Raw genomic sequence first — 22,466 nt, 5'->3', positions numbered from 1 at the left:
GGCCGAAGGAATCGTTCAGCCCGCGAGTGCGACCGCTGCCAATGGCGCATGGCGAGTTCCCTGAACGGGAACCATATTTATACACCAGTCAGTTCAATATTCAGGGTCGATTAGACCCCCTAACGGATAATTCACACCTGTCGATCGCCTCCTCTCTCTCCCCCTCCCGGGAGGCGGTCGACGAAACCAAAATAATTAAAGGTGTGTCCCGATGAACAAGAATTCGCTGCTTGCCCTGGGTCTTCTGGCTGCTCTGCCGTTCGCTGCATCGGCAACCGACGGCCTGTCGTACAACTACGTTGAAGGCGGCTACGTGAACACCGATGCCAAGGGCGGCGACGCCGATGGCTGGAAGGTGAAGGGTTCCGTTGCGGTGCACCCGAACTTCCACATCTTCGGCGACTACAGCGCGCAGGAGACCGACAAGTTCAAGAATGACGTCGACCAGTGGCGCCTGGGTGTCGGCTACAACTACGGCATCGCACCGAACACCGACCTGGTGGCGCGCGTTGCGTACCAGAAGTACGACGAGAAGCGCGGGCTGGACTTCAACGGCTACTCCACCGAAGTGGGCGTGCGCACTGCGTTCAACCCGTACGTGGAAGGCTATGTGATGGCCGGCTACGAAGATTTCAGCAAGAAGCACGGCTACAACCCGGACGGCGAGTTCTACGGCCGCGTCGGTGCCACCGCCAAGTTCAACCAGAACTGGGGCCTGAGCGGCGAAGTGAAGCTGGCCAAGGCCGGCGACCGCGAGTGGTTCGTGGGCCCGCGCTTCACCTGGTAACAAACGCCTGTCGTTAGTGCGTGTTGTGCTGGCGTGTGACTCTCTCTCTCTCCCACACGCCAACCGAAGCCCGGCCTCGCGCCGGGCTTCACTTTTATGGCCACCCCGTTCACCGGCATCGCCGGCCTCAGTGATCGGGGCTCTGCACCAGCCCGAGCCGGATCAGGCTTTCGGCGGTCGCCACGATGGCGTCCTCGCGCGAACGCGGTGACCACCCCAGCATGCGCTGCGCTTTCTCGCTGGTTGCGTTCATGGTGCGGCCCAGAAGTGGGATCGAGCCACGCAGCGCCGGGTCCTTCAGTGCGCCCAGGCGCATCACCCAGTTGGGAATGACACGGGTACTGACCTTGCCCGCAGAGGCGCCCATGCGCTGCTTCAGGATCTTTGCCACCTCGCCCAGCCACAGGCTGTCCCCGGCGATGGCGATGAAGCGCTCGCCGCTGGCCGCCGGATGGGTCATCGCGCGCAGGTGCAGGTCTGCCACGTCCCGCACGTCCACGAATCCGCAATTGATCTTCGGCGATCCCTTCTGGCCCTGGAGCAGATTGCGCACCAGGCGGATGGAGTGCGAATAGTCGCTGCCCAGCACCGGGCCGAGCACCGCAGTAGGGTTCACCACCGAGAGCTCCAGGCCACCGCCCTCGCGCGCGATGAAGTCCCACGCAGCACGCTCGGAGAGCGTCTTCGACTTCTGGTAGAGCCAGACATCAGCGGACAGATCGCTCCAGTCGGTCTCGTTGAACGGGCGGCCGATGTCGCCGTGGCCTGCGCAGATCGCGCCGAAGGCCGAGGTCAGCACCACCCGCTGTACGCCGGCGTCGCGCGCCGCGCGCAGGACGCGCAGGTTGCCATCCACGGCCGGGCGCACCCACTGGTCTTCGCTGGTCTGTTCGCCGGTGGGTGTAGGCGATGCCCCATGCATCACGTGGCTGCAGCCGGCAACGGCTTCGGCCCAGCCCTCGTCGCGACCGAGGTCGGCCACCACCACGCTGAGGCGATCGCCCGGCTCTGCGCCACCGACCTTCAGCTGTTGGCGCACCTCCGCTTCGCGCGACAGTGAGCGCACCGTGGTGCGGACGTCGTAGCCGGCCGCGAGCAAGGCCAGGATGCAGTGCTGGGCGATGAAGCCGGTGCCACCGGTCACCAGGACGGTCGTTTTCATGGGAAGTCTCCAGATACGTGGGGGGATTGGCGGGCCATCCCAACGCGGATCCGGCGGCGTGGGTGGCTATGTCTACAGCTGTATACATGCGTTGTCGGCCATTGTCTACAACTGTATACTTAACGCATGGACACGCCCGCCGCACCGACCACCCGCACGCCCCGCCAACGTGATGCCGAAGCGACCCGCGAGGCGATCCTGGCGTCCGCACGCCGGGCCTTCGCCCTGTCCGGCTATGACGGTGCCGGAGTGCGTGACATCGCGGCCGGGGCCGGGGTGACGGCGATGATGGTCAACCGCTACTTCGGCTCGAAGGAGCAGCTGTTCGCGGAGGTGGTGGAAGGCACCATGACCCAGGGCAGCCTGATTGCCGGCGGCATCATGGACCAGCCGGAACCGGGCAAGGCACTGGCGCGCGCACTGGTGAAGATGACGCGCGCCGATGCCACGCCCATGGATGGATTCCTGATCACCTTCCATTCCGCATCGAGCCCACTGGCAGCGGAAATCGGCCGCGACAAGATCGCCGCGCATCACCTGGAGACCGTGGCCGCCTCGCTGCAGGGCACGCAGCGGGCCGAGCGCGCCGCGCTCATCCTGGCGATGATTTCCGGCTTCCAGGTGATGCGGCAGATGATCGCGCTGCCGGCCCTTGCCAATGCCGACGAGGACGAGCTGGCCGAGTTGCTGGGTACGGTATTCGAGCGGCTGATCCAGCGGCCTGCAGCCGGGCCGTAGAATCAGTTCACCGGCTTGCCGTAACTTCCGGCGAAGATGGCCTTGTACTCGGCCAGTGGTGGCAGGCCCATGGCGCTGCGCATCGCGTGGCGGGGGCCGGACCAGTTCGAGATCACCCGCGGATAGTCGCGCGACGCCTTCGCGCCCGCTGCCCCTTCTGCGTAGTGGCGAACTGAGAACCGCTCCGTCGCTGTCAGGGGGGTTCCGCTATGATCGCCCGCACATCGCCACGCGCGATGCGCCCGCCTCAAGCCAGCAGGAACCGCCGTGAACTCCCAGCCCGCACCGATCACCGCCCTCAACCACACGCTCGACAACGAGCCGCAGCAGATCACCGCGCCGCTGACCCACTCGGCCGCGTTCCTGGTGTTGAAGGTGAAGGACGATGCCGATTCCATCGCCAAGGTGCGCGAGGTGCTGGCCAGTACCGACGACCTGATCAAGAACACCGCCATCCGCGAGATCGAACGCACCTTCACCTGCAACGTGGCCATCGGCCATCGCGTGTGGCAGCCGCTGGTGGGCAGCGCGCCGCCGCGCGAACTGAAGCCGTTCCGCGAGATCAAGGGAGCCGCCCACACTGCGGTCTCCACGCCGGGCGACCTGCTGTACCACATCCGCGCACGCACGATGGATCTGATCGTGGCGTTCGAGCGCAACCTGCTGATGGCCTTCGGCGATGCGGTGGAAACCGTTGATGACGTGGCCGGTTTCCGCTATTTCGATGGCCGTGACCTGCTCGACTTCGTCGACGGCACCGCCAACCCGGAAGGGCTGTCGTTGCCTGAGGCAACCATCGTCGGCGACGAAGATCCGGACCACGCGGGTGGCAGTTACGTGGTGGTCCAGAAGTACCTGCACAACCTCGATGCGTGGCGCGCGCAGAAGACCGAAGCTCAGGAAGCGATCATCGGCCGCACCAAGCACGACAACATCGAGCTGGACGACGCGCCGGCCGATGCGCAGAAGTCGCACAAGACGCTGTGCACGATCGAGGACGCCGACGGCGAGCACGAGATCCTGCGCGACAACATGCCGTTTGCCACGCCGGGCCGTGGCGAGTACGGCACCTACTTCATCGGCTACACGCGCCGCCTGTGGGTGATCGAGACGATGCTGGAACGCATGTTCATCGGCAATCCCGCGCCGCTGCACGACCGCATCCTGGACTTCTCCACCGCCGTCACCGGCGTGACCTTCTTCGCGCCCGCGCGCAAGGTGCTGGCCGATCTGGGCGACTGATCGCCGGTTACGCGGCCGTAGAGTCGAGCTTGCTCGACTGCGCCATAACCAGGCCAAGGCAGTCGAGCAAGCTCGACTCTACCCTCCGCCATCGGCCTGTCATCTACGACGCCGACCATGGCGCGCTGGATGGGAGCGCAGGAGGCAGGCGATGGCCAGGACAGGGAACAAGGGCGGCATGCGGCGCTGGTGGCGCCCGCTGGCCGCGGTGTTCGGCGCGTTGGCACTGGGGAGTGCCAGCGTGTCCGCGCAGGACGCTCCTGCGCACTGGATGGCCTACGCCGCCGCCGTGGGCGGCCAGCTGCAGCAGCGCCTGCAGCTGGAGCAGGACCCGCAGGCCCAGCGTGTGCTGGAATGGCTGCAGGCGCATCCGGACACGCCGACACCGTTGCCGGTCAGCGTGTGGATCGCCGCCGATGGCCGCATCTCGAAACTGGAATTCGACAGCCTGGGCGACCGGCAGGTGGACGCGGATCTGCGCGCGGCGCTGCTGGCCGCACCCCTGCAGGCGCCACCGCCGGACATGCGCCAGCCGCTGCGGCTGGGCCTGGCGCTGGAACCGAAGTAGGGCCACGCCCTGCGTGGATGCGCCTACTGATGACCCCTCAGCCACGCATGGCGTGGCTCTACTGTGGATGGCCAGCGCACAGCCTGGCCCTCCTCATCAACGTACGGGTGCACCCTGTGGCTCGCGCGCGGCCGCGCTCCACGCGCGCAGGCCGAACACGGCCAGGCCGAGGAAGAACACGTACAGCGCCGCGGTCACGTGCAGCGACTTGAACAGGTAGGCGCCCACATAGACCACGTCCACTGCGATCCACACCCACCAGCACGCCACGTGGCGGCGCGCCTGCCACCACTGGCCGACCAGGCTCAGCGCGGTCAGCATCGCGTCCAGCCACGGCAGCGCGGCATCGGTGAAGGTGTGCATGGCCGCGCCCAGCGCCACGCCGCCACACAGGCCGATGGCCAGGTCGCGCAGCAGCTTGCCGCGCGCCAGCGGCACGATACGGATGCTGCCCTCGTCGGCGGCATGCTGGCGCCAGTTGAGCCAGCCGTAGACCAGGAAACCGCCGAAGGCGACCTGCAGCAGGGTGTCCGAGTACAGCTTGGCCTCGGCGAACACCAGCCCGTACAGGGTCACCGACAGCAGGCCCACCGGCCATGCCGACAGCCGGCGCCGGGCCATCAGCCAGACGCCAAGCACGCTGCACAGCGCGGCGGTCCACTCGAGCACGGCGCCGTTCACAGCGCGAACGTCACCGACAGGCGCGCCTGTCGTGGTGCGCCGGGGAACAGGTAGTAGTCACCGCCGCTGCTGCCGGTATCGCGCCAGTAGAAGCGGTTGAACACGTTGTCCACCGACAGGTTCCAGGTCACCGCGCGCTGGTGCAGGCGATGCTGGAAACGCAGGCCGGCATCGAACACCGAGTAGTCCGGTGCACGCACGCCGCCGTCGGCACGGGCGACATTGGCACCGGCATAGCGCCAGCCCCCGGTCGCCTCCAGGCCCTGCACGAAGGGCAGCGCGTAGGCCAGGTGCACGCTGGCGCGCACCTTCGGCACGTTCACCAGCTGATGGCCTTCATAGGCCGGCGTGCCGGTGTCGCGCGCGCGCGCCTGCAGCACGCTGGCACTGGCCACGATCTGCAGCGCATCGGTCAGCTGGCCGTTGGCGGTCAGTTCCAGGCCGGTGTGGGCCTGCGTGCCCTGTTCGACGAAGGTATAGCCAGCGTCGCTGTTGTCGGGCTGGGCGTACTGGTACGGCTGCGAAATGCGGAACACCGCCGCGCCCAGCGTCAGCGCCTCGACCGGCACGTACTTCACGCCCACTTCCAGCTGCCGCGACTGCACCGACGGCAGGAAGGTATCGGCGTTGCTGGTCCAGAACGGCGCTTCCTGGCCCAATGAAATGCCCCGCACGTAGCTGGCGTAGGCATTGAGCTGGTCGGTCGCCTTCCACACCAGCGCGGTCTGCGGCAGGAAGCGCGACAGGCGGCTGTGGCGCTGTGGGGTACCGCGCTTGTCGTACGCGCGTTCATCCAGGCGCACGAAGCGGCCACCGGCCAGCCACTGCCAGTCGTCACCGAAGCTCATCCGGTCCAGTGCGAAGAAGGCGGTCTGGCGGCTGTCCAGGCGTCGCGCGGACGGCCCCGGCATCTTCGGCGACGGCTCGAACACCGGCACCTGCGCGTCGTGGATGTTGCTGGTGCCGACGTACTCGTTGACGCTGGGCCGCTTGTCCACGGTACGGCGGAAGTAGTCTGCACCGACGGTCAGCTGGTGGCCGACCGTGCCGGTCTCGAAGCGGCCGCGCAGCTCGGCACGCGCCTGCTGGTTGCGGCGGGTGTCGTCGGGGCTGCGGTAGTCGTAGACGTCGTAGTCGCCATTGGGAGCGAAGTAGTTGCCCGGCACGCTGCCATCGGCGCACTGCGCGGCGTAATAGCAGCCGTAGGCGAAGGCGACGTTGTCATCGATCACCGAGCGGCTGTGGCCGACCGAGACGCGCGACTGCCACGCGTCGTTGAAGTCGTAGGTGTGCAGGGCGGTGATGTTGGTGCTGGCGATATCCACCGGGCGCTGCCACGGCTGGTAGCCGAGCAGGTACTCGCGGTCGACGCCGCGCGGCAGGTCACGCGCGCCCAGCAGCTGGTAGCCGGACACCGAGCGCTGTGAACTGGTCTGGTAGTTGGCATCCACTTCCAGCTTGCCGCGCTCGCCGATCAGCCAGTCGGCGGCCAGCGAGTAGAAGTTGCGGCGGCCATCGGCATGCTCGACGTAGGAATTGCTGGAATCCCAGGCGGCGTTCAGGCGCAGGCCAAAGCGCGGGGTGATCCAGTGGCCGACATCGACGGCGACGTAACGCGAACCCTCCGAATCGGTGCCGAGCGTGGCGGTGCGCACTTCGGCCGGACGCTTGCCGATGTAGTTGATGATGCCGCCCGGCGCCATCACGCCGGCGGCCAGGCCGGCTTCACCCTTGAGGATCTCCACCGCCTGCACGTTCTCCAGCGCCAGGCGCTGTTCGCCAGCGATGGACAGGCCGTTGAAGCGATAGCCGGTGGCGGCATCGAGCGCGAAACCGCGGATGGCGATGTTCTGGTAATAGCCCACGGGTGCGTACGCATCACCCAGCGAGGCATCGTTGCTGGCCAGCTCGGACAGCGAACGCACCTGGCGGCGGTCGAGGTAGTCGCGCTCGAGCACGTTCACCGAAGCCGGCGTGTCCTTCCACGAACCGCCACCGAAGGCATTCACGCGCGAGGTATCCGCCTTCGGTCTGCCGGCCTGCACGCGCACCGCCGCCAGTTCGGTGGGCGAGCGTTCGGCACCGGTGGCAGCCGCATCGGGAGCAGCGTCGGCCTCGCTGGCATGCAGCGGCAGCGCGGCGCAGAGGGCGAGGGAGAGCAGGGTGGGGCGCAGGCAGCGGTTCATTCGGTTCGTCTTCGGACAACAAGGGAGACGAAGCGAAGGCGCGCAGGTGCACGGCCCATGACGGGGGTGTGGCTGCGGCTCAAAGCTCCCTACGCCGGTGCAAACCGGATCAGGTTCCAAGGGACTCTCTCAGCCTGGCAGATCCAGGCACCCCCGCTTCAGGTGACCATTTCACTACAAATGGTACGGATTTGCGAGCCGGTGGCGTTCATGCCGCGGCGTGCAGGGCCTGCAGCAGTGCCTGCCCGGGTGGGCTGTGGAACCATGCCGGATGCCCCAGCATGAAGGGCTGCCAGGCCACGTCGGCGTTCGCGGGCGAGCCGGTGACACCTTCGAAGTACTCCACTTCGGACAGTGCGAAGTCGAAATGGACCATCGGCAGCAGGTCGGCCAGCAGGTGCACGCGCGTGTCCGACAGCGGCAGCACCTGCCGATAGCCATCGAGCAACGCCAGTGCGATGTCGATGCGTACCGCCTCCATGCCGCGCTCCAGTTCCAGCCACGCCACCGCGTTGCGCTCGATCGCGGTGGCGAGGTCGAACAGTGCGCTGGTGGGCGAGGCCAGGCCGAAATCCAGCACGGTGCTGACCTGGCCGTCGCGCCATAGCAGGTTTGAGACGTGCCAGTCGTTGTGCGCCCATAGCCGGGGTTCGTCGCGCAGGCGCTCGGCCAGGCCGCCGTGCCACGGCAGTACATCGCGGCGCAGCTGCGTTTCCCACGGGATGCGTGCGAGGTAGCGGGCCAGGCCGGGGCGTGTGGGCAGGTCCGCCTTGATCGCTGCGATCGGATCGTCGGCACGGATCAGATCGTCGCGCGCGACCAGCAGATGGGTGCTGCGCTGGGGCGCGTGGTAGCTGGCCGCAGCGTGGTGCAGTCGCGCCAGCGCGCGACCGGCTTCGCGGGCCTGCACGACATCGGTCAGCAGCGACCACGACACCGCATCGCGGTACAGATCGTCGCCTACGCCAACGGCGTGCAGTTCAAAGGTCCACTCGCCGTGCTCGACGGCGGTATGGCCATCGGCGGCCGCCAGCACCTGCACCACGGGCACGCCTGCGGCAGCGAGATGCGTGATGAAGCGGTGCTCTTCTTCCAGGCAGGCCGCGCTGCGCACGCTGTGGTGATGGCGCTTGATGAACACCGCACCCTGCGCGCCGTCGACAATGGCGGCGGCCGACAGTGGCCGCGGGCTGTGCCAGCGCGGCTGGCTTTGCCCGTCAAGCTGCGGGTAGTGCGCGCGCAGCCAGCCGATGTCCCGTGCGCTGATCGGTGGCCAGTCGGCAGCGACCTCGTCGTTGTTGAGGCCCTGCACGCGGTGGGAGAAGGAAGTCATGCCACAGCCCGAAAGGGGAAAGTCACATCCAAGGCTGCGCATTCAACGCCATGCCCGCGGCCAACGCAAACGGGCGGGTCATCGACCCGCCCGTCCCTGCACCCGCTCGCGGTGTGCCGTGCCGCCGCTTACCAGCCGCGATGACGGCCGCGATCGTTGTAGTAGCGGTTGTCGTAGTAGCGCTCGCGCTGCCAGCGACGGTCGTCACCGCGGTCGTAGTAGCCGCTGCGGTAGTAGCCACGGTCGTAACGGCGGTCGTAGCGGTTGTCGTAGTAGCGGTTGTCGTAATAGCGACGGTCGCGGCGGTCGGAGGTGGTCAGGTTGCCGATCGCACCGCCGGCCACGGCGCCACCGACGGTGGCGGCGGGATCGCCATTGGAGAGCAGGTTGCCGGCCACGCCACCGACCACGGCGCCGACCAGGGTGCGCTTGTCCTTCCTCGACATCGCGCTGGCATCGCTGACCACGGCGACACCGGCCACCAGTGCCAGGGCCATCGCCAGACCACGGAAGCTGAGTGTGGAAGTACTGAGCATGTTCGTTCTCCTGTGAGGTGCATGCCACGCTGGGCAGGGAGGGCGCGGGGCGCCCCGGCTGCCGTGATGTCCACGCTGGCGTTCCAACATTGCCGGAACATTGCCTGGCGCACCGTGCGGCTTGCGCATTCATCTAGCGGTAGAAGGCATGAAGCAACGCTGAAAGCGGACCCGGCCGCTCAGCCGGCAGTTGGGAAAGCGGCGGCGTTTGATGGGCCCTGCCCTTGTCCGGCAAGGCGTCCGCGGCCCGGCCCGGCATCGTCCGAGGCGCCGGGCGGGTCCGTCCCTGGCGGTGTTCCTGCTGCTGGTGCAGCAGCATTGGCGCGCGGGTCATGCGCGCCTGAACTCAGATATTGCCGTCGCGCAGGTAATCGAACAGTTCCGCGTCGCCCTTCAGGCCCAGCTTGAGCATGGCATCGCCCTTCTGGCGGCTGATGGTGCTGACGCTCTTGTGCAGCTGCAGCGAGATTTCCTTTACGGTCATGCCGGTGCCGAGCAGCCGCAGCACCTCCACCTCACGGGGCGACAGCGGCTTGCCGTCGCCCTCGCGCATGCGCCAGCCGCCCGCAGCCTCGACCCGCTCGCGCAGGCTGCGGCTGATGTAGGCCTGGCCGCGGTAGACCGCCTGGATGGCCTGCGGTAGTTCGTCCATCGACGAGCTCTTGTCGACCAGGCCGAGCACACCGCTGTCGAGCACCATGCGCAGGATCGCCAGGTTGTTGGAGACGCTGAGCATCAGCACCGGCAGGTCGGGATAGCGGCGGCGGATCATGCCGATCATGGCGAAGCCATCGGCCTGGGGGCTGCCGGGCATGGAGTAGTCGGTGACCAGCAGGTCGCAGGGCTGGCTGCCCAGCAGGGCCATCAATGCCTGTGCACTGTCGGCTTCGCCGACCACGCGGCCCACCCCGCTCGATTCGATGACGGCGCGGGTGCCGATACGGACCACCGGGTGGTCGTCTGCGATGATGATGCGCAAGCTCATGCTCTAGTATGACCACCGGGCAGGCCGGGCCGCGACCATCGCGATCCCTGGCAGCATTCTAGGAGATCGACGCCGATGCGTAGCTGGGCTGTTCGCGGGCTGGTCCTGCTGCTGGCCGTACTGGTGCTGCCAGCGGCCCTGGCGCAGGGCGTTCCAGGGCTGCTGCCGCTCAGCTCCCTGCAGCGTGAGTACCTCGCCGCCCATCCGAGCATCGTCGTGGGCCAGTATGACAGCGGCTGGCCGCCGTTCGAGTCCCTCCACGATGGCCAGCAGGTCGGCTTGGGTCCGGACTATCTGTCGCTTCTAGCCCGCCAACTGGGTGTGAAGGTCGAGGCACGTCGCTATCCGGACTGGACATCCGTGTTGGATGCGGCATGCCGTGGCGAGGTCGACGTGGTGATGAACGTCGGTCTCAGCGCCGACCGCACCCGTTGCATGGTCTACACGGCGGCCTATGGCGAAGCACCCCTGGCCCTGGTGGGACGACCGGGCGACCTGCGTGCCTCCGACAATCCCGATCTGGATGGCTTGCGGGTGGTGATCGAGCAGGACTTCCTGACCGGTCCGCAGGTGCGGGCACGGTTTCCGCGTGCCCGGCAGCTTGTCGCACACAGCTCGCTGGCGGCGCTCGAGATGGTCAGAGACGACAAAGCTGATGTCTATATCGGCAATGCTTATGTCGCCACTGAACTGATCGCCCTCCAGCGACTGCACGGTGTGGTGCTGCTGCGTCCCAGCGACCTGCCCCCCGAGCGGCTGCACTTCGGCATCCCCACCAGCAAGCAGCCGCTGGCCGAAGCGCTGGACCTGGCCCTGGCCGCAACCAGCCAGGCCCAGCGCGATGCACTGGCAAGGCGCTGGTTGCCGCCACCGCAATGGTCGGCATCGGCGCAGATGGCGCTGAGCCAGGCCGAAAAGCGGGTGCTGGAGCAGCCACTGAAGATCGGCTTCGCACCGAATGCGGCGCCGTTGTCGTTCACCGGCGAGGATGGCGCGCCCAGCGGCCTGGCCAGCGAGTACCTGCATCGGCTGGTGCAGGCCGGTGCACACCTGCAGCCGGAGAGCAGCCACGACTGGTACGAGGTGCGCGAGAAGGCCCGCCGAGGCGAGCTGCAGGCGGTGATGGGCATCCCTGCCGATTCACGCTACCTGGGCCCGGACTGGGTGTTCAGCCAACCCTTCATCAGTGTGCCGAACGTGATCGTCAGCCGTGCCGACAGCCCTGCCTTGCTGGGCCTGTCGGACCTGCAGGGAAAGCGCGTGCTGCTGTCCGATCCGGAGCGCGTGCGTGGCTACGTGCTGCAGCAGGCACCGCAGGCCAGGATCATGGCGGCACGCAGTGCCGAACAGGCGATGCAGCGTGTTCTTGATGGCGAAGCCGAGGCCTATGTAGGCAATCTGGCGCTGGTCAATCAACTGCTGCGTGGTCGTTTCCAGGGGCGCCTGCAGGTTGCTGCGCCGGCCGGTTTCAACGATCAGCTGGTGATGGCGGTGGAGCGCCGCCATGCCGCGCTGGCCACGACCTTTGACCGCCTGCTGCTGCAGATGACACCCGGCGAGCACGAGGCACTGCGCGGCAACTGGCTGTCAGCCGAGCACCGCAACGGCATCGACTGGAAGCAGGTGATGCGCTGGGGCTTGCCGCTGCTGCTGGTGCTGCTGACCGCCGTGCTGGTGCACGGCATCGGCTACTGGCGCCTGCGCCGCGAAGTGGCCGGGCGGCGTCACCTGGAACAGCGCCTGGCGGAAGTGACCGACAATCTGCCGGCGGTGGTCTACCAGGCACGCCGCGACGCCGACGGCACGCTCAGCTTCCCGTTCATCGCCGGCGATCTGCAGGCGCTGTTCGGAATCAGCCGACAACAGGCCGAGCAGGATGCGAAGGCCCTGCTGGAGCGTATCGAGGAGGACGATCGCGCGCGCATCCTGCAGGCGGTCGAGCAGGCTGCGCGCCAGTTCGCGCCGTTGATCCTGGAGTTCCGCCTGCGCGCCGAGGGTAGTGGTGGGCGTTGGGTGCGCAGCCAGGCCCATCCCTATTCCGCTGAAGCCGGTGCCGTGACGTGGAGTGGCTACTGGGTGGATGTGAGCGAAGCGCGCGCGCAGGCCGATGCGCTGGTGGCTGCGAAGGCCGAGGCCGAACAGGCGGCGGAGGCCAAATCACGCTTCCTGGCCACCATGAGTCATGAGATCCGCACGCCGATGAGCGGCGTGCTCGGCATGCTGGAAGTGCTGGTGCATTCACCACTGGATGCCGAGCAGCAACGCATTCTGGGCGTGATCGAGGATTCGGCGCAGATGCTGCGGCAGATTCTCGATGACATCCTCGACTACTCCCGGCTTGAAGCCGGTGCACTGCGCCTGGAGCCGGTGCCGCAGCCTCTGCGGCCATTGCTGGAAAGCGTTTGCCGCCTGCTCTCGGCCCAGGCCAGTGCACGCGGGCTGGCGCTGCACGTGCAGATTGATCCACAGCTGGCGCCGGCGCACGAAGTGGATGGCGTACGCCTGCGGCAGATCGTATTCAACCTGCTCAGCAACGCCATCAAGTTCACCGCCCAGGGCGAGGTCCGCCTGCAGCTGGAGGTGCTGGGGCCGACCCGCGAGGACGGCGCCCAGCCGCTGTGCCTGAGCGTCACCGACACCGGCATGGGCATCGCACCGGATCAGCTGCAGCATCTGTTCGCACCGTTCACCCAGGCCGGGGCCTACATCCAGCGCGACCACGGTGGTACCGGCCTGGGCCTGAGCATCAGCCAGCGCCTGGCGCAGATGATGGAGGGCGAGTTGACCCTGCACAGCACGCTGGGTGAGGGCACCCGTGCCGAAGTGCGGTTGTCGCTGGTGGAAGCGGGCAGTGGTGATGTCGAGGCCCTGGTGGCCGAGCAGGACCAGACCGCATTGCTGCCGGCCGCGCTGCGCGGCGCGCGCGTGCTGGTGATCGAGGATCACCCGACCAACCAGGCAATGATGGCCTGGCGATTGCAGCAGCTGGGCGTGCCGCACGTGATGGTCGGCGATGGCCAGCAGGGGCTGGATCGGCTGGCGGCGGAGAGTTTCGACCTGGTGATCACCGATTGCCGCATGCCGGTACTGGACGGGTTCGGGTTCACCCGCCTGCTGCGCGAACGCGAAGGCCGCACCGGCCAGCCACGGCTGACCGTGCTGGCGTTGACCGCCAGCGTGCTGGACGACGATGCACGGCGCTGCCGCGAGGCCGGCATGGATGAGGTGCTGGCCAAGCCGCTGTCACTGGCCACGCTGCGTGCGGCGCTGCTGCGCTGGTTGCCGCAGGCACAGGGCCAGACGTTCGCCGAACCGGTGGCGGAAGCGGTGGCCGACGACGGCATGGCACTGCCCGATCTGGCCGCCCTGCAGCAGCGGTTCGGCTCACGGGCGGTGGCCGAGCAGCTGCGCGACAGCCTGCTGCAGGCCAGCGAGGATGATCTGGCGGCCGTGCAGCGCGCGCTGCAGGCCGGTGACCGTGCGGCGGCGGCGCTGCATCTGCATCGCCAGGCCGGTGGTCTCGGGGCGGTGGGGGCGGGCGCGCTGGCAGGCCAGGCCAATGCGCTGGTCGAGCGGCTGCAGGATGCAACCGAAACGGATCCGGTGCCGCTGTTCGCAGCTGTAACCGCGTTCGTGGCCGGGCTGCAGCAACAGCTGCAGCGGCTGGCTCACTGAGCCGACTGCTGCTGCAGGTAGGCGATCACCAACGCGCGGCGTTCGGCGCTGGGGAAGGCGTTGTACATGCGCGTGCCGGGCACCAGATGGGTAGGTGACTGCAGGAAGGCATCCAGGGTCTGCGCGGTCCAGGTGATGTCGGCGCGGCGCATACCGTCGGAATAGCCGTAATCGGGCAGGCTGCCGGCACGGCGACCGATCACGCCATGCAGGTTCGGCCCGAAGCGATGGATGCCGCCAGGTTGCACGGTATGGCAACCGGCGCACAGTTCGAACGCGCGCTGCATGGCCTGCTGGTGGGCCTGTTCGGGCGTGGCCGGTGCGGCGGGCGGGCGCTGGCAGGCCGTGGCCGCCAGTGCCATGGCAACGATGGTGAGCAGGTTGAAGGCACGCATGGGCGGGCAGGATAGCGGTGCGCGGAAACGACCGGGCTGCGACATGCAGTCGCAGCCCGTGGCGGTCACATGCCCGAGTAGTTCGGGCCGCCGCCGCCCTGCGGGGTCACCCAGACGATGTTCTGGGTCGGGTCCTTGATGTCGCAGGTCTTGCAGTGCACGCAGTTCTGCGCGTTGATCTGCAGCCGCGCGTTGTCGGCCTCGCCGACGAACTCGTACACGCCGGCCGGGCAGTAGCGTGCTTCCGGGCCGGCGTACTCGGCCAGGTTCACCTTCACCGGAATGCTGGCGTCCTTCAGCGTCAGGTGGCTGGGCTGGTTCTCGTCGTGGTTGGTGCTGCTCAGGAACACCGAGCTGAGGCGATCGAAGGTCAGCACGCCATCCGGCTTCGGGTAGGCGATGCGGGTGTGCTTGGCCGCCGGTTCCAGGCAGGCGTGGTCCGGGGTGCTGTGGCGCAGGGTCCACGGCGGGTTGCGCACGCCCAGCTTGGGCAGCAGCCACTGCTCGATGCCGGTCATCAGCGTGGCCACGGTCTGGCCCTTCTTGAACCACTGCTTGAAGTTCTTGGCCTGCTGCAGTTCGGTGAACAGCCAGCTGGCTTCGAACGCCTTCGGGTAGGCGTCCAGTTCATCGTGCTGGCGGTCGGCAGCCAGCGCGTCGAAGGCGGCATCGGCGCACAACATGCCGGTCTTGATCGCGGCGTGGCTGCCCTTGATGCGGCTGACGTTGAGGTAGCCGGCCTCGCAGCCGACCAGCGCGCCGCCGGGGAACACCGTCTTCGGCAGCGACATCAGGCCACCGGCGGTGATGGCGCGGGCGCCGTAGCCGATGCGGGTGCCACCTTCCAGGTGCTTGCGGATGGACGGGTGGGTCTTGAAGCGCTGGAACTCCTCGAACGGGCTCAGCCACGGGTTCTTGTAGTCCAGGCCGACCACGTAGCCGATGGCAACCTTGCCGCCGTCAGCGTGGTACAGGAACGCACCGCCATAGGTGTCGTTGTCCAGCGGCCAGCCGGCCGCGTGCACCACCAGGCCCGGCTCATGCCTGGCCGGGTCGATCTGCCACAGTTCCTTGATGCCGATGCCGTAGGCCTGCGGGTCCTTGCCTTCGTCGAGCTTGTAGCGGGCGATCAGCTGGCGGCCGAGGTGGCCACGCGCACCTTCGGCGAAGATCGTGTACTTCGCCTGCAGGGCCATGCCGCGCTCGAAGGCCGGGCCGATGCTGCCGTCCTTTTCAATGCCCATGTCGCCGGTGGCCACGCCGATCACTTCACCGTTGTCGCCATACAGCACTTCGGCGGCGGCGAAGCCCGGGAAGATCGCCACTTCCAGCGCCTCGGCCTGCTGCGCCAGCCAACGGGTCACTTCGCCCAGGCTGATGATGTAGTTGCCTTCGTTGTGGAAGCACTCCGGCAGCAGCGCGTTGGGCGTGCTGCGCGCGCCGGTTTCACTGAGGAACAGGAATTCGTCGCGGGTGACCTTCTGCTTCAGCGGCGCGCCGCGCTCGGCCCAGTCCGGGAACAGCTCGGTCAGTGCACGCGGGTCCATCACCGCGCCGGACAGTACGTGTGCGCCTGGCTCGGAGCCCTTCTCCAGCACGCAGACCGACAGTTCGCGACCGGCTTCGATCGCGCGCTGGCGCAGGCGGATCGCGGTGGCCAGGCCGGCGGGGCCGGCGCCGACGATCACCACGTCGAACTCCATTACTTCACGCGGGGGCAGGGCGTTGGCTTCAGCGCTCATCGATTGCATGACTCGTGGGTAGGGCCGGCATCGGGGCCACCGGCGGTGCCTGGAAATCGCGCGTGCAGCCACGAGCGAAACGGTTGTTTGAATGTGTCAGGGTACCGGGACGCGCGTGATCGAGCTAGATCGCCGATGTTCACATCCCGATTGCTGCATTGCAGCGTAGGGCCGCCACTCCGGTGGATGCCAACCTTGGCCGGCACGCTCTGCCCGGATGATCGACAATGGCCCGGTCCTGACTGCGCGTGAGTGCCATGGCTTTGCATCCGTATGATCTGTTCGATGTCCGTTCCCTGCTCAACGAGGAAGAGCGCGCGGTGCAGGCAAGCGTCGCCCGCTTCACCAACGAGCGGGTGCTGCCGATCATCGGCGATGCCTTCGACCAGGCACGCTTCCCCGCCGAACTGGTGCCGGAGATCGCCGCGCTGGGCCTGCTCGGCGCCACCCTGCCGGCCGAGTACGGCGGTGGTGACCTCGGTGCGGTCAGCTACGGCCTGATCTGCCAGGAGCTGGAGCGCGGCGACTCCGGCCTGCGCAGCTTCGTTTCGGTGCAGAGCTCGCTGTGCATGTACCCGATCTACGCCTATGGCAGCGAGGAACAGCGCCAGCAGTGGCTGCCGGCGATGGCGCGCGGCGAGCTGATCGGCTGCTTCGGCCTGACCGAGGCGCACGGCGGTTCCGATCCGGGCAGCATGAAGACCCGCGCAGTGCGCGACGGCAGTGACTGGCGCATCAGCGGCAGCAAGATGTGGATCACCAGCGGCCCGGTGGCCGACCTGGCCATCGTCTGGGCGCAGACCGAGGACGGCATCCAGGGCTTCGTGCTGGAAAAGGGCATGGCCGGCTTCACCACCCAGGAAATCAAGCACAAGATGAGCCTGCGCGCGTCGCTGACCGGTGCGCTGTTCTTCGACGACGTGCGCGTGCCCGACAGCCATCGCCTGCCGAACGTGAAGGGCCTGAAGGGGCCGCTGGGCTGCCTGACCCAGGCCCGCTTCGGCATCAGCTGGGGCCCGATCGGCGCGGCCATCGCCTGCCTGGATGAAGCGCTGGGCTATGCCAAGGAACGCGTGCTGTTCGGGCGCCCGTTGGCGGCCACGCAGAGCGCACAGATCAAGCTGGCCGAGATGGCCCGCCGCATCACGACTGCGCAGCTGCTGGCATTGCAGCTGGGGCGGTTGAAGGAGGCGGGCCAGCTGCAGCCGCAGCAGGTCAGCCTGGCCAAGTGGAACAACTGCCGCATGGCGATTGATATCGCCCGCGAGTGTCGCGATCTGCTCGGCGGCGCGGGCATCACCACCGAGCACGTGGCGATCCGCCACGCGCTGAACCTGGAATCGGTGATCACCTATGAAGGCACCGAGACCGTGCACCAGCTGGTGATCGGCCGCGAACTGACCGGCATCAACGCGTTCTGAGACCGGGTTCTGGTGGGTGCCAACCTTGGTTGGCACATCTCTCCAGAAGTTTCTGCCGTCACCTTGACTTGCCTTTGGTAGGTGCCAACCTTGGTTGGCACATTCCTTCAGCGCGTGACCGGGCATTTGTGCGGACCAAGGTCCGCACCCACCACAAGAGGTCTGCGGCGTTACGCCCCGCCAGCAAACCCATGCTGCCGCCACGCTTCGTACATCACCACCGCCACGGTGTTGGAAAGATTGAGGCTGCGGTTGTCCGGCCGCATCGGCAGGCGCAGGCGGGCGCCATCGGGCAGGGCATCGAGCACGTCCTGCGGCAGGCCGCGGCTTTCCGGGCCGAACAGGAACGCATCGCCATCTTCAAATGCCACGCTGTCGTAACGCACGCTGGCCCGGGTACTGAGCGCGAACAGCCGCTTCGGCGCGATCCGCGCCAGCGCGGTGTCCAGGTCGGGATGCACCTGCAGGCGCGAGTACTCGTGGTAGTCCAGCCCGGCGCGCTTGAGCTGCTTGTCTTCCAGTGCGAAGCCGAGCGGCTCGACCAGGTGCAGCTGCGCGCCGGTGTTGGCGCAGAGCCGGATCACATTGCCCGTGTTGGGCGGGATTTCCGGTTGGAACAGGATCACGTGGAACTGGGGCGCGGCATTCATCGGCGCAGTGTACCTGCGACGGCCGCCGCCTTTACGGCGCACGCCCTGCACGGGGCAGGGCGGCACCGGTTACGGGCGCAGCAGGACCTGGGCGGTTTCGGTGGCCAGGGCCTGCAGGTCGGCCGCGCTCGGGCGCACCTGCAGGGCCGGCAGGTTGACGATGACCGAGTGGGCGACGCTGGTAGCGGCGGCGGCCAGGGTGGCTGCGTAGCGTTGGGCTTCCAGTTCGGCGGCCAGGGCGACGCGCTGCTCCAGGCTGGGGCGCACTTCCACCGAGGCCAGGGTGGTGATCGGCATCGCGGCGGCGACCGGGGCGGCGACGTAGCCACTGCGCTCGGCCAGCTGGTCGGCACTCGGGCGCACCTCCACGGTGGCCAGGGTCGGGATGCCGCTGGCCTGTTCCCAAGCCTGCTGGGCCAGCTGGTCGGCGGCCGGGCGGACCTGCACGGTGGACAGGGTCTTGATGGATTCGGAGGCCTGCACCGACGAAACAACCGCGGTGCCGGCAATCAGGGCGATGGCGATGGCAATGGTCTTGGCGTTCATGACGGGGCCTGTTTAGTGTTGGTGATCAGTGGTGTGGTAGTAAGGTAGTACACCGATTCTGGGCATGCAAGGAAAATTTTCGATTTCCTGCATTTGTTCAGTCTTCAGTCATCTTGCATCTGAAGCCCTTCCTGGCGCAGGAACTACCAAGCAATCCCCGTGCCAACTTTTAGTGATTGATTTGAAAGGCTTTTTTTGGTTAGAAAAGTGTCCGCTGGGCGGACACCTGTCCATTCGATGGGCGACGGACACTGTCCGGACGCGGGTTGCCGCCGCATGTGACCTGCCAGAAGGCCGCAGTGAGAGGCCGAAATGGCGCATCAGGGCAAACACCCCCAGTGACTGGCGACCGATTCCTGCCGCTGCGTGCGCACGCTAGGATCGGGGTTCACCTACGTGACCAAGGATCCGGATATGTCTCTCGCCCTTCGCCCGCGCGCTGCACTGCTGGCTGTCGCCCTCAGCACCGCCCTGGGCACGCTTGCGCCCACCCCTGTGCTGGCCGCCAAGCCGGCTGCCCCGGCCAAGGTCGATATCCCGTATGAGCAGTTCACCCTGCCCAACGGCCTGCGCGTGATCGTGCATACCGATCGCAAGGTGCCGATCGTCGCGGTCAATGTCTGGTACCACGTGGGCAGCAAGGACGAGCCGGCCGGCCGCACCGGCTTCGCGCACCTGTTCGAGCATCTGATGTTCCAGGGCAGCGAGAACCATGACGGCGAATTCTTCGAGCCGTTCAAGCAGGTTGGTGCCACCAACCAGAACGGCACCACCAACACCGACCGCACCAACTACTTCGAGAACGTGCCAACCACCGCGCTGGACATGGCGCTGTGGATGGAATCGGACCGCATGGGCCACCTGGTCGGTGCGATCGACCAGGCGGCGCTGGACGAGCAGCGTGGCGTGGTGCAGAACGAGAAGCGACAGGGTGAGAACCAGCCGTACGGCCAGGCCTGGGACCAGATCAACAAGGCGCTGTACCCGGTCGGCCACCCGTACCACCACGGCGTGATCGGTTCGATGAACGATCTCAACGCGGCTTCGCTGGACGACGTGAAGACCTGGTTCCGCACCTGGTACGGCCCGAACAACGCGGTGCTGGTGCTGGCCGGTGACATCGACCTGGCCACCGCCAAGGAGAAGGTCGCCAAGTACTTTGGAAGCATCCCGGCCGGCCCGAGCATGGCGCAGCCGGCGGTGAACGTGGCCAAGCGCAGTGCCGACAGCCGCGAGACGATGACCGACAAGGTGCCGCAGGCACGCATCTACCGCGCCTGGAACGTGCCGCAGGTCGGCACCACCGATATCGATCAGCTGCAGCTGTTCGCGCAGGTACTCGGTGGCGCCAAGTCCTCGCGCCTGAGCCAGCGCCTGCAGCACCAGGACAAGCTGGTGGACAGCATCGGTTCGGGCCTGTCGACCTCGCAGCTGGGCTCCAACTTCGTGATCGTGGCGACCGTGAAGCAGGGCCAGGACCCGGCCAAGGTCGAGAAGATCATCGATGAGGAACTGGACCGGCTGATCAAGCAGGGGCCGACCGCGGCCGAACTTGAGCGCGCCAAGACCGGCGCCCGCGCTGGTTTCATCCGCGGCATCGAGCGCATCGGCGGCTTTGGTGGCAAGGCCGACGCGCTGGCCGAGTGCGCGGTGTTCACCGGCGACCCGGGCTGCTTCCGCACTTCGCTGGCCAACATCGACAAGGCCACGGCCGCCGATCTGAGCCGTCTGGGCGCGCAGTGGCTGGACAAGGGCAGCCACACCCTGGTGATCGAGCCGGGTGAGCGCGTGGCGTTGAAGGAAGAACCGAGCCAGACGCCGAAGCCGTTCACCGTGCCGGCGGTGGACCCGAAGTACAGCACCCTGCCCGAGCAGGTGGACCGCAAGGCCGGCGTGCCGCAGACCCGAGAGTTCCCGCAGCTGAAGTTCCCGGCGCTGCAGCGCGCCACGCTGAAGAACGGCACCCAGGTGATCCTGGCCGAACGCCACGAGATTCCGGTGGTGCAGTTCAGCTACCAGTTCCCGGGCGGCTTCAGCGCCGACCAGGGCCGCAAGCCGGGCACCGCCAACTTCACCATGAGCCTGATGACCGAAGGCGCCGGCAAGCTGGGTTCGCTGGCCTTCGCCGATGCTGCCGACGCACTGGGCGCCAGCCTGGATGCCTCGGCCGGTCTGGATTCGATGAGCGTGGACCTGTCCGCGCTGAAGGAGAACCTTGCACCGTCGTTGGCGCTGTACCGCGACCTGCTGCGCGAGCCGCGCTTCGAGCAGGGCGAGATCGACCGGGTGCGCGCCACCTGGATCGCAGGCATCCAGCAGGAGAAGGTCAACCCGGGTGCGGTGGCGATGCGCGTGCTGCCGCCGCTGCTGTACGGCAAGGGCCACCCGTACGCGATTCCGTTCACCGGCAGCGGCGACGAGGCCGCGATCAACGGCCTGACCCGCGAAGACCTGGTCGACTTCCACCACGACTGGCTGCGCCCGCAGAACGGCACCCTGATCGTGGTCGGTGACACCACGCTGGCCGAGATCGTGCCGCTGCTGGACAAGCAGCTGGGCGACTGGAAGGCCAGTGGCGATGCCCCGCAGGTGAAGGCCGCCACCGACGTCGCGCTGCCGAAGGGCCCGCGCGTGTTCCTGATCGACCAGCCGGGTGCGGTGCAGGCCAACCTGTTCGCCGGCCAGGTGGTGCCGCCATCAAGCGCCACCAGCTCGACCCGCTTCGACATCGCCAACGGCGTGATCGGTGGTGACTTCACCTCGCGCCTGAACATGAACCTGCGCGAGGACAAGCACTGGTCATACGGTGCGCGCAGCAGCGCGGTCAATTCGGTGGGCCAGCGTCCGTGGATGGCCAGTGCGCCGGTGCAGATCGACAAGACCGGCCCGGCGATGGCGGAAATGCGCAAGGAAATCGCCGCGTTCGCCGATGGCAGCAAGCCGGCCACCGCCGCCGAGGTCAACCGCATCCGCAACATCCAGACCCTGAGCCTGCCCGGTGCCTACGAGACCGCCAGCGCGGTGGCGTCGACCATCGGTTCGATCGTGCAGTTCAAGCGTCCGGACGACTATGTGCTGCGTCGCAAGGCGGAGATCGAGGCGATGACCCCGGCGCAGGTGCAGCAGGCCGCCGCCGAGATCAAGCCGCAGGCACTGACCTGGGTGGTCGTGGGTGACCTGAAGCAGACCGAAGCGGCCGTGCGCGCGCTGAACCTGGGCGAGGTGACGGTGATCGACGCCGAAGGCAACCCGGTCAAGAAATAAGGGATGCGCCTGCCCGCCACGGCGGGCAGGCCTCCCCCGGTAGTGCCGGCCGCTGGCCGGCACCCCCGTGACCCGAGGGCCCCGCTCGCCGGGCTACCCCCGATTCAGGCTGTTCAGGCAGAATCCCCCCATACCCTTCCAGGATCTGCCCATGCGCGTTCTGCTGCTTTCCTCCCTGCTGCTCACCGTCACCGCCTGCACCTGGGTGCCGATCGAACCGGCCGGCAAGGCGACCCGCGTGCTGCCGGCAGGCCCGGTTCCGGCCGGCTGCATCGCCAAGGGCGAGGTGGTGGTCACCGTGAAGAGCAAGGTCGGCTTCTACAACCGCAACCCGCTGCGCGTGCAGGAAGAGCTGGAAACCCTGGCCCGCAACGAGGCCCCGAGTGCCGGCGCCAACGCCGTGCAGGCCGCCGCGGCTCCAGCCGACGGCAGCCAGCGCTTCGCCGCGTTCCAGTGCCCGCCGCGCTGAACGCTTCACCATACGGGCGAGGCTGAATTCGTAAAGATGCGGTGAAAGCCCGGGAGTTATAGAATAGCGCCCCCTTTTGCCTGAGC

General features: G+C 67.4%; 18 protein-coding genes and 1 riboswitch. Of the genes, 8 read left to right on the top strand and 10 right to left on the bottom strand.

The window, feature by feature from the left end; translation table 11 throughout:
- Positions 1 to 211 precede the first annotated feature (211 nt).
- A complete protein-coding gene (locus N440_RS18700) occupies positions 212 to 787 on the top strand; it encodes an Ax21 family protein (protein WP_004153562.1) in 576 nt (191 codons plus the stop codon).
- Positions 788 to 914: 127 nt separating this feature from the next.
- On the opposite strand, the gene N440_RS18695 is transcribed toward N440_RS18700, so the two are convergent.
- On the bottom strand, positions 915 to 1,949 hold the full coding sequence (locus tag N440_RS18695) for an aldehyde reductase (RefSeq protein WP_133936166.1): 1,035 nt from the start codon (positions 1,947 to 1,949) through the stop codon (positions 915 to 917).
- Between the two features lie 126 nt (positions 1,950 to 2,075).
- Between N440_RS18695 and N440_RS18690 the strand changes: the two genes are divergently transcribed.
- The 3 genes from N440_RS18690 to N440_RS18680 all read left to right on the top strand — a co-directional run bounded on the left by N440_RS18690 (position 2,076) and on the right by N440_RS18680 (position 4,497).
- Entirely contained in the window at positions 2,076 to 2,687 is a 612-nt protein-coding gene (locus N440_RS18690) for a TetR/AcrR family transcriptional regulator (RefSeq protein WP_133936164.1), read from the top strand.
- 267 nt (positions 2,688 to 2,954) lie between these two features.
- A complete protein-coding gene (locus tag N440_RS18685; RefSeq protein WP_133936162.1) occupies positions 2,955 to 3,929 on the top strand; it encodes a Dyp-type peroxidase in 975 nt (324 codons plus the stop codon).
- Between the two features lie 151 nt (positions 3,930 to 4,080).
- On the top strand, positions 4,081 to 4,497 hold the full coding sequence (locus tag N440_RS18680; protein WP_053448474.1) for a hypothetical protein: 417 nt from the start codon (positions 4,081 to 4,083) through the stop codon (positions 4,495 to 4,497).
- Positions 4,498 to 4,593: 96 nt separating this feature from the next.
- Here N440_RS18680 and pnuC read toward each other — a convergent pair whose 3' ends face one another.
- The 5 genes from pnuC to N440_RS18655 all read right to left on the bottom strand — a co-directional run bounded on the left by pnuC (position 4,594) and on the right by N440_RS18655 (position 10,218).
- A complete protein-coding gene (pnuC, locus tag N440_RS18675) occupies positions 4,594 to 5,166 on the bottom strand; it encodes a nicotinamide riboside transporter PnuC (protein ID WP_049455964.1) in 573 nt (190 codons plus the stop codon).
- An 8-nt stretch (positions 5,167 to 5,174) separates the two neighbouring features.
- The gene (locus N440_RS18670; protein WP_133936160.1) at positions 5,175 to 7,364 is read right to left on the bottom strand and encodes a TonB-dependent siderophore receptor; all 2,190 of its coding nucleotides are present in this window, start codon (positions 7,362 to 7,364) and stop codon (positions 5,175 to 5,177) included.
- 69 nt (positions 7,365 to 7,433) lie between these two features.
- A riboswitch (TPP riboswitch) is annotated at positions 7,434 to 7,529 on the bottom strand.
- A 43-nt stretch (positions 7,530 to 7,572) separates the two neighbouring features.
- A complete protein-coding gene (locus N440_RS18665; RefSeq protein ID WP_133936158.1) occupies positions 7,573 to 8,697 on the bottom strand; it encodes a phosphotransferase in 1,125 nt (374 codons plus the stop codon).
- Positions 8,698 to 8,825: 128 nt separating this feature from the next.
- Entirely contained in the window at positions 8,826 to 9,233 is a 408-nt protein-coding gene (locus N440_RS18660; RefSeq protein WP_014035547.1) for a glycine zipper 2TM domain-containing protein, read from the bottom strand.
- 346 nt (positions 9,234 to 9,579) lie between these two features.
- Positions 9,580 to 10,218, bottom strand: coding sequence for a response regulator transcription factor (locus tag N440_RS18655; RefSeq protein ID WP_049455957.1), 639 nt, complete (start codon positions 10,216 to 10,218; stop codon positions 9,580 to 9,582).
- A gap of 75 nt (positions 10,219 to 10,293) precedes the next feature.
- Between N440_RS18655 and N440_RS18650 the strand changes: the two genes are divergently transcribed.
- Positions 10,294 to 13,893, top strand: a complete 3,600-nt coding sequence (locus tag N440_RS18650) for a transporter substrate-binding domain-containing protein (protein WP_133936156.1) — start codon at positions 10,294 to 10,296, stop codon at positions 13,891 to 13,893.
- Here N440_RS18650 and N440_RS18645 read toward each other — a convergent pair.
- Complete coding sequence (locus N440_RS18645) at positions 13,887 to 14,288, bottom strand: c-type cytochrome (RefSeq protein ID WP_008268418.1); 402 nt, start codon at positions 14,286 to 14,288, stop codon at positions 13,887 to 13,889. The two genes, N440_RS18650 and N440_RS18645, sit on opposite strands and share 7 nt — an antisense overlap.
- A gap of 65 nt (positions 14,289 to 14,353) precedes the next feature.
- Complete coding sequence (locus N440_RS18640) at positions 14,354 to 16,030, bottom strand: electron transfer flavoprotein-ubiquinone oxidoreductase (RefSeq protein WP_133936154.1); 1,677 nt, start codon at positions 16,028 to 16,030, stop codon at positions 14,354 to 14,356.
- 257 nt (positions 16,031 to 16,287) lie between these two features.
- Between N440_RS18640 and N440_RS18635 the strand changes: the two genes are divergently transcribed.
- Complete coding sequence (locus tag N440_RS18635; RefSeq protein ID WP_049455961.1) at positions 16,288 to 17,451, top strand: acyl-CoA dehydrogenase family protein; 1,164 nt, start codon at positions 16,288 to 16,290, stop codon at positions 17,449 to 17,451.
- A 170-nt stretch (positions 17,452 to 17,621) separates the two neighbouring features.
- Here the strand turns inward: N440_RS18635 and N440_RS18630 are convergent, their stop codons facing one another.
- On the bottom strand, positions 17,622 to 18,101 hold the full coding sequence (locus tag N440_RS18630; RefSeq protein WP_004153580.1) for a tRNA (cytidine(34)-2'-O)-methyltransferase: 480 nt from the start codon (positions 18,099 to 18,101) through the stop codon (positions 17,622 to 17,624).
- Between the two features lie 69 nt (positions 18,102 to 18,170).
- Positions 18,171 to 18,647, bottom strand: a complete 477-nt coding sequence (locus tag N440_RS18625; protein WP_049458123.1) for a hypothetical protein — start codon at positions 18,645 to 18,647, stop codon at positions 18,171 to 18,173.
- Positions 18,648 to 19,061: 414 nt separating this feature from the next.
- Here N440_RS18625 and N440_RS18620 point away from each other — a divergent pair, with 414 nt between their 5' ends.
- Entirely contained in the window at positions 19,062 to 21,911 is a 2,850-nt protein-coding gene (locus tag N440_RS18620) for a pitrilysin family protein (RefSeq protein ID WP_133936152.1), read from the top strand.
- Positions 21,912 to 22,062: 151 nt separating this feature from the next.
- Positions 22,063 to 22,380, top strand: a complete 318-nt coding sequence (locus N440_RS18615; protein WP_005407628.1) for a DUF4156 domain-containing protein — start codon at positions 22,063 to 22,065, stop codon at positions 22,378 to 22,380.
- Positions 22,381 to 22,466 lie beyond the last annotated feature (86 nt).

Origin of the sequence: Stenotrophomonas sp. CC22-02, from assembly GCF_004365115.1 — a bacterium.
GTDB classification, from domain to species: Bacteria; Pseudomonadota; Gammaproteobacteria; order Xanthomonadales; family Xanthomonadaceae; genus Stenotrophomonas; species Stenotrophomonas forensis.
This window is presented reverse-complemented; position numbering and strand designations above follow the sequence as displayed.